This window comes from Actibacterium sp. (assembly GCF_055134745.1).
The window spans coordinates 22,751-32,363 of sequence record NZ_JBSRVX010000014.1 but is presented as its reverse complement, the minus strand read 5'-3'; the positions used below and the strand labels follow the sequence as shown (position 1 = coordinate 32,363).

Sequence of the window (9,613 nt, the reverse complement as noted above, 5' to 3'; positions counted from 1 at the left end):
GTATAACACCGTCGTGCCATCATCGGGCAAGGTGCTGACAGGTGGTGTGGATGCCAACGCGCTTCAGCGCCCCAAGCGTTTCTTTGGTGCGGCACGTAACATTGAAGATGGTGGTTCGCTGACGATTATTGCGACCGCCCTGATCGACACCGGCTCGCGCATGGATGAAGTGATCTTTGAAGAATTCAAGGGCACGGGTAACTCTGAAATCGTGCTGGATCGCAAGATTGCCGACAAGCGCGTGTTCCCGGCGATGGATATCCTGAAATCGGGCACGCGCAAGGAAGACCTGCTGGTGGACAAGGCCGATTTGCAAAAGACCTTTGTCTTGCGTAGGATCCTGAACCCGATGGGCACGACAGATGCAATCGAGTTTCTGATTTCCAAACTGAAGCAGACCAAATCAAACGCGGAATTCTTCGATTCCATGAACGCCTGACGCGGCACCCGAAACGGGGGGTCAGATGGATACGATCTATGCCCTGGCCAGCGCGCGCGGCAAAGCCGGCGTTGCGGTTATCCGCATATCGGGGCCCAAAGCGTTCGAGGCGGCCGAAATCATGGGGGGCAGCCTACCGCAGGTGCGGATGGCAGGGTTACGCGCCTTGCGCGGCCCCGATGGCGAGATTGTGGATCAGGCATTGGTAATCTGCTTTGCGGCCGGCGCCAGTTTTACCGGTGAGGAAGTGGTAGAATTACACACGCATGGCAGCATCGCGGTTGTGAAATCCGTTCTCTTGTGTTTATCCGCCGTGCCCGGGCTACGTTTGGCCGAGGCGGGGGAATTTACCCGGCGTGCGCTAGAAAATGAATGCCTTGACCTGTCGCAGGTTGAAGGGCTTGCCGATCTGATAGAGGCCGAGACCGATGCCCAGCGTCGCCAGGCGCTGCGCGTACTTTCCGGCGCGATTGGACAGCGCGCCGATGTCTGGCGACGCCAATTGATCCGGGCGGCGGCTTTGCTGGAAGCGACGATTGATTTCGCCGATGAAGATGTACCTGTCGATGTGATGCCAGAGGTTCTGGCGCTTCTGGATGCAGTTGCCCGGGATTTGCAGATTGAAATAGGTGGGCTGGGCGCAAGTGAGCGGATTCGTGACGGCTTTGAGGTGGCAATCGTTGGCCCGCCAAACGCTGGCAAGTCAACGCTTTTGAACGCCCTTGCAGGCCGAGATGCCGCGATAACCTCCGAACATGCCGGCACCACCCGCGATGTGATTGAGGTGCGCATGGATATCGACGGGCTTGCGGTGACCTTTCTGGATACGGCCGGCCTGCGTGAAAGCAGTGATGAGATTGAGAAAATAGGAATTGCACGTGCGCGTTCGCGTGCGAACGAGGCCGATTTGCGGGTTTTCCTGTTGGGCGATGGCAGCGATGACCTTGGCTTGACGCCGCAGGCGGGCGATATCGTTTTGCAGGGCAAGGCTGATATATCAGGTGGTCCTGGAATATCTGGCAAGACCGGTGCCGGGGTGCCCGAGCTTTTGGCGGATATATCGGCGCGACTTTCCGACATGGCGGCGGGTGCTGGCACCATTACGCGGGAACGTCATCGGGTGGCAATTGTTAATGCGCTTGGCTATATCGCTTCGGCCCGGAATCAGATAATGGAGGGCTTCAGTCCCGAGATGTTCGCCGAAGAATTGCGGCTGGCGGTCCGCGCGCTTGAATCCCTGCTGGGCCGTATCGACGTGGAAAATATACTGGGTGAGATTTTCGCCAGCTTCTGCATCGGCAAATAAGGAGTGTTTCACGTGAAACATTACGATTTTGATGTTGTCGTGATTGGCGGCGGCCATGCCGGCGCCGATGCCGCACATGCAGCTGCACGGCAAGGCGCGCGCACGGTTTTGGTGACGCTACGCAAGGACAGTATTGGCGTGATGTCTTGTAACCCTGCGATTGGCGGGCTGGGCAAGGGCCATCTTGTGCGTGAAGTGGATGCGCTGGACGGCGTCATGGGCCGCGTGGCGGACCGGGCGGGCATTCAGTTCCGGCTATTGAATCGCAGCAAGGGGCCGGCGGTGCAGGGGCCGCGCACGCAGGCCGACCGGAAGCTGTATCGGCTTGCGATGCAGGCCGCGATCGAAGCCACGCCCGGCCTGACGGTTGTCGAGGGCGAGGCCGTCGATTTCAACATGGATGGCGCGCGTATTGCAGGTGTTGTGTTGGCCGATGGGGCTGTTCTGCGGGCCAAATCTGTCGTGTTGACGACAGGAACCTTTCTGCGCGGAGTCATTCACATTGGCGATGTTCGTCGGCCGGGCGGCAGGATGGGCGACACCCCGTCTGTGCGGCTGGCTGAACGGATTGACGATTTTGGGCTGCCGTTGGGGCGGCTGAAAACTGGCACACCGCCGCGCCTCGATGGGAGGACGATCAATTGGGACGGGCTGGAGATGCAGCCGGCGGATGATGACCCCGTCATGTTTTCATTTCTTTCGAAGACCCCCGAAGCGCGACAGATCGCTTGTGGTATAACGCATACCAACGAACGAACACATGAGGTGATCCGGCAAAATCTGAATCGATCGGCCATGTATGGCGGGCATATCGAGGGCGTCGGGCCGCGCTATTGCCCATCCATCGAGGACAAGATCGTTCGCTTTGCCGACAAGACCGCACATCAGGTGTTCCTTGAGCCCGAGGGCCTAGATGATCATACGGTTTATCCGAACGGAATTTCGACATCTTTGCCCGAAGATGTGCAGCATGAATATGTTCGATCCATTCGGGGGCTGGAAAATGTCAGCATTGTTCAGCCTGGCTACGCCATAGAATATGACTATGTCGATCCGCGCGCGCTGAATGCGCAATTGGGTGTCAGGGATGTGCCGGGCTTGTATCTTGCCGGTCAGATAAATGGAACCACCGGGTATGAAGAGGCCGCCGCACAGGGTTTGGTTGCCGGGCTGAACGCCGCGCGCGCGGCCCTTGGGCTTGATCCCGCCTTATTTGCGCGAACCGACAGCTATATTGGTGTGATGATCGACGATCTGGTGACGCGGGGCGTATCCGAACCCTATCGCATGTTTACGTCGCGTGCAGAGTTCCGGCTTTCGCTGCGCGCGGATAATGCCGATCAGCGGCTTACGCCTGTCGGCGTTGCACTGGGATGTGTAGGGCAGGCGCGCGCTGCGGCGTTCTCTCGCAAAATGGAAAAACTGACAGCGGTTCGCGACAGATTGAGCGAGACCATGATGACACCACGGCAAATTGCCTCTGCGGGTATCGCTATCAGTGCCGATGGTCAGCGCCGGTCCGGGATTGACCTGCTGGCGTTTCCATCTGTTGAGTTTTCCGATCTTGTCAGGATCAATCCCGATCTGGAGGACACGGACCCAGAAATTGGCGCGCAGATCAAGAAAGACGCGCAGTATGCGCATTATATCAAACGGCAGGGCGACGATGTCGCCGCCATCAGGCGGGATGAGGCGCATATAATCCCTGAAGACTTTGATTATTCTGCGCTAAGCGGCCTTTCAAACGAGCTGCGGACAAAGCTAAGCCGTGTTCGTCCGGGGAATCTCGGGCAAGCAGGGCGGGTTGAGGGGATGACTCCTGCAGCGCTGACCTTGATTTTGGCCAAAGTCCGCCAGGCAACGCGGCGGTCGGCATGACAGCCGACAAGATTTTTGCCGGTCTGGATGTTTCACGTGAAACACTCGACCGTTTGAAAACATACGATGTCCTTATGCAAAAGTGGAATCCCGCGATCAATCTGGTTGCGCGATCTACCCTGGCCGATGGCTGGACGCGGCATTTTGTCGATTCCGCACAGGTTTTTGGCCTGGGAAAAGGGGGCACCCATTGGGTTGATCTGGGCTCGGGCGGCGGATTTCCGGGAATGGTCCTGGCAATACTGGGGCATGACCTTACGCCCACTGCCCGGTTTACGCTGATCGAAAGCGATCAGCGCAAGGCGGCGTTTCTGCAAACGGTCGCGCGCGAAACTGGTGTCGTGGTGGAAATTATCGCCGACCGAATCGAGGCGGTCCAGCCTGCCGCGGCAGAGATCATAACCGCTCGCGCGCTGGCGCCGTTGAGCCGTCTGCTTGAGTATGCGGAAAAACACATCGCGCCGGGTGGGCGGGCGATTTTCCTGAAAGGCGCCGGTTCGGACGCCGAGCTAGACGCAGCACTTGCGTCATGGCGGTTTAGCGTGGAAAAAATACCCAGCCTGACCGATTCACAGGCTGTTATTCTTAGCATCGAAGGGATCGAGCGTGTCTGACGTGACGCGGCCGAAGGGGCCAAAGATTATTGCTGTGGCCAATCAAAAAGGTGGCGTGGGCAAGACAACGACAACGATCAACCTGGCGGCTGCCCTGGCCGCATTGGGAAAAACGGTGCTGATCGTGGATATTGATCCGCAGGGGAACGCCTCTACGGGGCTGGGGGTCGAACAGGCGCGGCGGCAGCGCACAACCTATGATCTGTTGCTGGACGAGGCACCGCTTAATCAGGTTATCCGCGCGACAGGGGTCGAGGGGTTGTTAATCTCGCCTGCGACCACAGACCTCAGCTCGGCCGATATCGAAATGGTATCGAATGAAAAGCGCAGCTTCCTGTTGCATGATGCGCTGCGCCAGCCCGCCATTGATGGTTATGGCTTTGATTACATTCTGATCGATTGCCCGCCCTCGCTGAACCTGTTGACGGTGAACGCCATGGTGGCGGCGCATTCGGTTCTGGTGCCGTTGCAAAGCGAGTTCTTCGCGCTGGAAGGTTTGTCGCAGCTGATGCTTACGATTAGAGAGTTGCGGCAAACCGCCAATCCGAACCTGCGGATCGAAGGCATTGTCTTGACGATGTATGACAAGCGGAACAATCTGTCGCAGCTTGTTGAAAATGACGCCCGAGCAAATCTGGGGGAGCTTGTCTTTGATACTGTTATCCCGCGGAATGTGCGGTTAAGCGAAGCCCCATCATTTGCAATGTCGGTTCTGGATTATGATTCCGGCTCGCGCGGGGCCGAGGCATATCGCGCGTTGGCTGCGGAACTGATAGAAAAATCCACGCCCGTTGGTGCATAAAGGAGCAGGCCATGACAAGTAAATCAGAGCGACGCGGCTTGGGGCGCGGTTTGTCAGCGTTGATGGCGGATGTGAACCTGTCGGATAGGACCGAACCTGACGCCGACCAGCCGCGCAAGGGTGATATGATGGTGCCGGTTGAAAAGCTGGTGCCGAACCCCGATCAGCCGCGCAGACGGTTTTCACCCGAAGCCTTGGAAGAATTGGCTGCGTCGCTGCGCGAAAAGGGGGTCATTCAACCCCTTATCGTGCGACCGGATCCGCGGCACCCGGGGCAGTTTGAAATTGTGGCTGGTGAACGGCGCTGGCGAGCGGCACAGATGGCACAGCTGCATACTGTGCCGGTGATCGTGCGTGATTTCGATGATGGCGAAGTGCTAGAGGTCGCAATCATCGAAAATATCCAGCGTGCAGATCTGAATCCGGTCGAGGAGGCCCAGGGTTATCGCCAGTTGATGGATCGGTTCGGCCACACACAAGAAAAGCTGGCCGAAGCGCTGAGCAAAAGCCGCAGCCATATCGCCAATCTGATGCGCCTTTTGCAACTGCCCGAGGAAGTGCAGGAGTATCTTCGTGAAGGCCGTATTTCTGCCGGGCACGCCCGTGCGTTGATAACAACCGAAGACCCCGCCGCGCTGGCGCGTCAAGTGATTTCGCGCGGGCTGTCTGTTCGCGAGACCGAGCAACTGGCCAAAGGCCCCAAGCCCGTGCGCAAGGCGAAAACCCCGCGGACGGCTGACAAAGATGCCGATACAAAGGCGCTAGAGTTGGATTTATCCGCAAATCTGGGCATGTCGGTTGTCATTGATCACGCCGATGGTCAGGAAAATGGAAAGCTGAGCATTCAGTATGACAATCTGGATCAGTTGGACGAACTGTGCCGGATCCTTACGTCGATGCCAAAAGACAACGATTAGGGCAGTAGAGCCCGAAGAACCGCGTTCAAAATTGCCCGGCCCTGTGGCGTGGTGGAAAGTCTGCCATTGTGCAACCCTGCCATGCCATGTTCGACCAAGTCGTTGATAACAATTGTATTTATTGTTTCGCCGAGAAGGTGCTCGTATCGCGCGATGTCGATGCCGCCTGACAGGCGCATCCCCATCATCATATATTCACCGGCTTGATCCCGCCCGGAAAGCGGGAGGCGCGGGTTTTCGCCTGTGCCGTGGGTCTCGACCTTGCTTAGCCATGCGCCGGGTTGCAGGGGCGTATCAGTAGCAAATCGCGATCCACCCAGCGTTAACCGCCCATGCGCGCCGGGGCCGATGCCTGCATAGTCGCCATAGTTCCAATAGATCATGTTATGGCGCGATTCTGCGCCTGGCGCGGCATGGTTCGAAACTTCATAGGCAGGCAGACCGGCAGCGTCGCATATGTCCTGGGTCAGAAAGTACATATCACCAGCGCGATCTTCGTCGGGCAATCCGGCCAGACGGCCACGTGCATAGCGATCGCCAAAGGCGGTGCCTTCCTCAATGGACAGTTGATAAAGTGACAGGTGATCGGCGGCAAAGGTCAGGGCCAATTGCAATTCGTCTGCCCAGGCTTGCGGGGTCTGGTCCTGGCGGGCATAGATCAGATCGAAGCTGATCCGGTCAAAACAGGCGCGCGCGATGTCAAAGGCGGCCAGACCTTCGGCAACACTGTGCAGGCGTCCCAAACGGCGCAAGTCGGTATCGTTCAGGGCCTGAAGCCCCATCGACAATCGGTTGACGCCTGCATCACGATAGGCGCGAAACCGGCCGGCCTCGGTCGATGTCGGGTTGGCCTCCAGCGTGATCTCAATATCATTCGCGATGGGCCATGTGCGTTTTGCGGTTTCGATGATTTCGGCGACCAGTTCGGGATCCATCAGGCTGGGCGTCCCGCCGCCGAAAAATATCGTGTTGAGAATCCGACCGGGGGTTTCGGCGCCAATTCGACGAATTTCGCTGGTATAGGCTCGTAACCAGCGTTCCTGATCTATGTGTGACACTACATGCGAATTGAAGTCGCAATAGGGGCATTTGGCCTGGCAGAATGGCCAATGAACGTAGAGGCCGAAGCCGCCATTCTGCCAGTCTTCAGTCTGCAAAGGCCGTAACCAGTTTTGAGAAGGCATCTGCACGGTGGCTGATACGGTTTTTCAGTGCGGGATCCATTTCGGCGAAGGTCATATCATAACCGTCTGGCTGAAAGATCGGATCATAGCCATGGCCCGTTGCACCACGCATGGGCCATATAACCTGACCTTTGACCGCGCCTTCGAACACTTCATCATGACCATCAGGCCAGGCCAGAACGAAGGTGCAGCAAAATTGGGCGGTGCGGGGGTGGGCTGCATGAGCCCGTTCCAACAGCTGCCACGCCTTTTCCATCGCCATGGTAAAATCACGGCCGTTGGGTGTTTCGGCCCAGTCGGCGGTATAAACGCCGGGCGCGCCGCCAAGGCCATCAATGGCGATGCCGCTGTCATCGGCCAGCGCGGGCAGGCCGGTTGCACGAGCAGCCGCATGGGCCTTGATCCTGGCATTGCCGACAAACGTATTTTCAGTTTCGGCGGGTTCTGGCAGCCCTAGATCACCCGCAGAGACCACCGAGATTCCATAGGGCGACAGTAGCTGGGCGATCTCTTCCAGCTTTCCCTTGTTATGGGTCGCGATCAGCAGCTTTTTGTCACTAAACTTGCGCAATCAGCTCTCCACTGCGGCCTTTTGTGCGGCGACGAGCGATGCAATTCCCTGTTCGGCAAGGTCGAGAAGTTCAGCCATCTGCGCACGCGAATAGGTAGACCCTTCGGCGGACATCTGAACCTCGATCATTTGGCCCGCGCCGGTCATGACAAAGTTGCCATCAACGCCGGCTTCGCTGTCTTCGGGGTAATCCAGATCCAGCACCGGCTGGCCTGCATAGATACCGCAGGAGACGGCGGCGACATGGTCGGTCAGGGGGTCGGAAATGATATCGCCAGCTTTCAGAAGGCGGTTCACGGCAAGGCGCAGTGCGACCCAGCCACCGGTGATCGATGCGCAGCGGGTGCCGCCATCGGCCTGAATCACGTCGCAATCCACGGTGATCTGCCGTTCGCCCAGCGCAACGCGATCAACACCCGCCCGCAAACTGCGCCCGATCAGCCGCTGAATTTCAACGGTGCGGCCGCCTTGCTTGCCCGCCGCAGCCTCGCGCCGCATGCGCGAGCCGGTCGAGCGGGGCAGCATCCCATATTCAGCGGTCACCCAGCCCAGGCCGGAATTCTTCATGAATGGGGGCACTCGTGGTTCAAGCGAAGCGGTGCATAAAACATGCGTGTCGCCGACCTTGATCAGGCAAGAGCCCTCAGCATGTTTGGTGACACCGGTTTCGATTGAAATCGGGCGCATTTCGCTTACATGTCGGCCAGAGGGGCGCATAGGACTTCCTTTCAAGATTTGCTGGTGTGCTCCCATGATGGGGCTTGTGATGCAAGCACGATTGACGTTGCAGACGCAGAGACTTTAACTGCGACGCTGCAGGGAGACGCCGTTGAATAATCGCTCCGACATTCTGAACGAGATGAACGAACGCAGCCGCGAGGTGTTTCGTCGTGTGGTCGAGGGCTATCTTGAATCGGGCGGTCCGGTAGGATCACGCAGCCTTACCCGACAGATGAATGAAAAAATCAGCGCGGCCACGATTCGCAACGTCATGCAGGATCTGGAGTTCATGGGGCTGCTGGACAGTCCACATGTCTCGGCCGGGCGGATTCCAACACAGCAAGGCCTTCGCATGTTCGTGGATGGCCTGTTGGAAGTGCGCGACCTTGATCATCAGGACCGCGAGAAAATTGATGCCACGCTTGGCAGCAACGATGCGGATGTCGGCTCGATGCTGGATCGTGTCGGTGCCGCGCTGTCCGGGGTTACGCTGGGCGCGAGCCTGGTTCTGACGCCCAAGCACGAGGCGCCGATCAAGCATATCGAATTCATCAGTCTCAACCCTGACCGGGCGCTGGTAGTTCTGGTCTTTGCCGACGGGCATGTCGAAAACCGTGTATTCCAGCCGCCAAGCGGCCAGACGCCATCATCAATGCGCGAGGCCGCGAACTTTCTGAATGCGCTGTCAGAGGGGCGCACCCTGTCTGAATTGCGTCGGGTAATCGCGTCAGAGATCAGTAAACGCAGGCAAGAGCTGGACGAACTTGCCCGGGCTTTGGTTGAAAGCGGTCTGGCCATATGGGAAAATGAAGGCGAACGTCACGAACGACTGATTGTGCGCGGGCGGGCGAATCTGCTGGACGGCGCCGCCGATAGTGCCGAGCTGGATCGCATACGAACGTTGTTCGATGATCTGGAGCGCAAGCGGGACATCGCCGAATTTCTGGAATTGACCGAAGATGGTGAAGGTGTGCGCATTTTTATCGGGTCGGAGAACAAGCTTTTTTCACTTTCGGGTTCCTCTTTGGTTGTCAGTCCATATATGAACGCTGACCGTAAGATTATTGGTGCCGTGGGCGTTATAGGGCCGACCCGTCTGAACTATGGGCGGATCGTTCCGATTGTGGACTATACGGCGCAACTGGTCGGAAGGCTGATTTCCGATCGGGGTAAGGGATAGAA

The 9,613-nt window shown here is 58.0% G+C and carries 9 protein-coding genes and 1 pseudogene; 7 read left to right on the top strand and 3 right to left on the bottom strand.

Annotated features, from left to right (window positions below):
- From ACTCHC_RS03070 to ACTCHC_RS03045, 6 genes and pseudogenes are all read left to right on the top strand, one after another.
- Window positions 1-439: pseudogene (locus tag ACTCHC_RS03070) on the top strand (transcription termination factor Rho); the annotation flags it as partial.
- A gap of 25 nt (window positions 440-464) precedes the next feature.
- Window positions 465-1,745, top strand: a complete 1,281-nt coding sequence (mnmE, locus tag ACTCHC_RS03065) for a tRNA uridine-5-carboxymethylaminomethyl(34) synthesis GTPase MnmE (RefSeq protein WP_463020980.1) — start codon at window positions 465-467, stop codon at window positions 1,743-1,745.
- Between the two features lie 3 nt (window positions 1,746-1,748).
- Window positions 1,749-3,623: a tRNA uridine-5-carboxymethylaminomethyl(34) synthesis enzyme MnmG gene (mnmG, locus tag ACTCHC_RS03060; protein WP_463020979.1), complete on the top strand. Its 1,875-nt coding sequence runs from the start codon at window positions 1,749-1,751 to the stop codon at window positions 3,621-3,623.
- On the top strand, window positions 3,620-4,237 hold the full coding sequence (gene rsmG, locus ACTCHC_RS03055) for a 16S rRNA (guanine(527)-N(7))-methyltransferase RsmG (RefSeq protein ID WP_463020978.1): 618 nt from the start codon (window positions 3,620-3,622) through the stop codon (window positions 4,235-4,237). The genes mnmG and rsmG overlap by 4 nt, the downstream gene beginning before the upstream one ends.
- Window positions 4,230-5,039 (top strand): ParA family protein, encoded by an 810-nt coding sequence (locus ACTCHC_RS03050; RefSeq protein WP_463020977.1) that lies wholly within the window; start codon window positions 4,230-4,232, stop codon window positions 5,037-5,039. Before rsmG ends, ACTCHC_RS03050 begins: the two co-directional genes overlap by 8 nt.
- Window positions 5,040-5,050: 11 nt before the next feature.
- Window positions 5,051-5,956 carry a ParB/RepB/Spo0J family partition protein gene (locus ACTCHC_RS03045; protein ID WP_463020976.1) on the top strand — a complete coding sequence of 302 codons (906 nt, stop codon included), beginning with the start codon at window positions 5,051-5,053 and terminating at the stop codon, window positions 5,954-5,956.
- On the opposite strand, the gene hemW is transcribed toward ACTCHC_RS03045, so the two are convergent.
- From hemW to rph, 3 genes are read right to left on the bottom strand one after another with little or no spacing between them, the layout of a single operon-like run.
- Complete coding sequence (gene hemW, locus ACTCHC_RS03040) at window positions 5,953-7,140, bottom strand: radical SAM family heme chaperone HemW (protein WP_463020975.1); 1,188 nt, start codon at window positions 7,138-7,140, stop codon at window positions 5,953-5,955. The two genes, ACTCHC_RS03045 and hemW, sit on opposite strands and share 4 nt — an antisense overlap.
- Window positions 7,103-7,711, bottom strand: a complete 609-nt coding sequence (gene rdgB / locus ACTCHC_RS03035; RefSeq protein ID WP_463020974.1) for an RdgB/HAM1 family non-canonical purine NTP pyrophosphatase — start codon at window positions 7,709-7,711, stop codon at window positions 7,103-7,105. The genes hemW and rdgB overlap by 38 nt, the downstream gene beginning before the upstream one ends.
- Window positions 7,712-8,428: a ribonuclease PH gene (rph, locus tag ACTCHC_RS03030; RefSeq protein ID WP_463020973.1), complete on the bottom strand. Its 717-nt coding sequence runs from the start codon at window positions 8,426-8,428 to the stop codon at window positions 7,712-7,714. It abuts the gene before it with no gap.
- A 142-nt stretch (window positions 8,429-8,570) separates the two neighbouring features.
- Between rph and hrcA the strand changes: the two genes are divergently transcribed.
- Window positions 8,571-9,611 (top strand): heat-inducible transcriptional repressor HrcA, encoded by a 1,041-nt coding sequence (gene hrcA / locus ACTCHC_RS03025; RefSeq protein ID WP_463020985.1) that lies wholly within the window; start codon window positions 8,571-8,573, stop codon window positions 9,609-9,611.
- Window positions 9,612-9,613 lie beyond the last annotated feature (2 nt).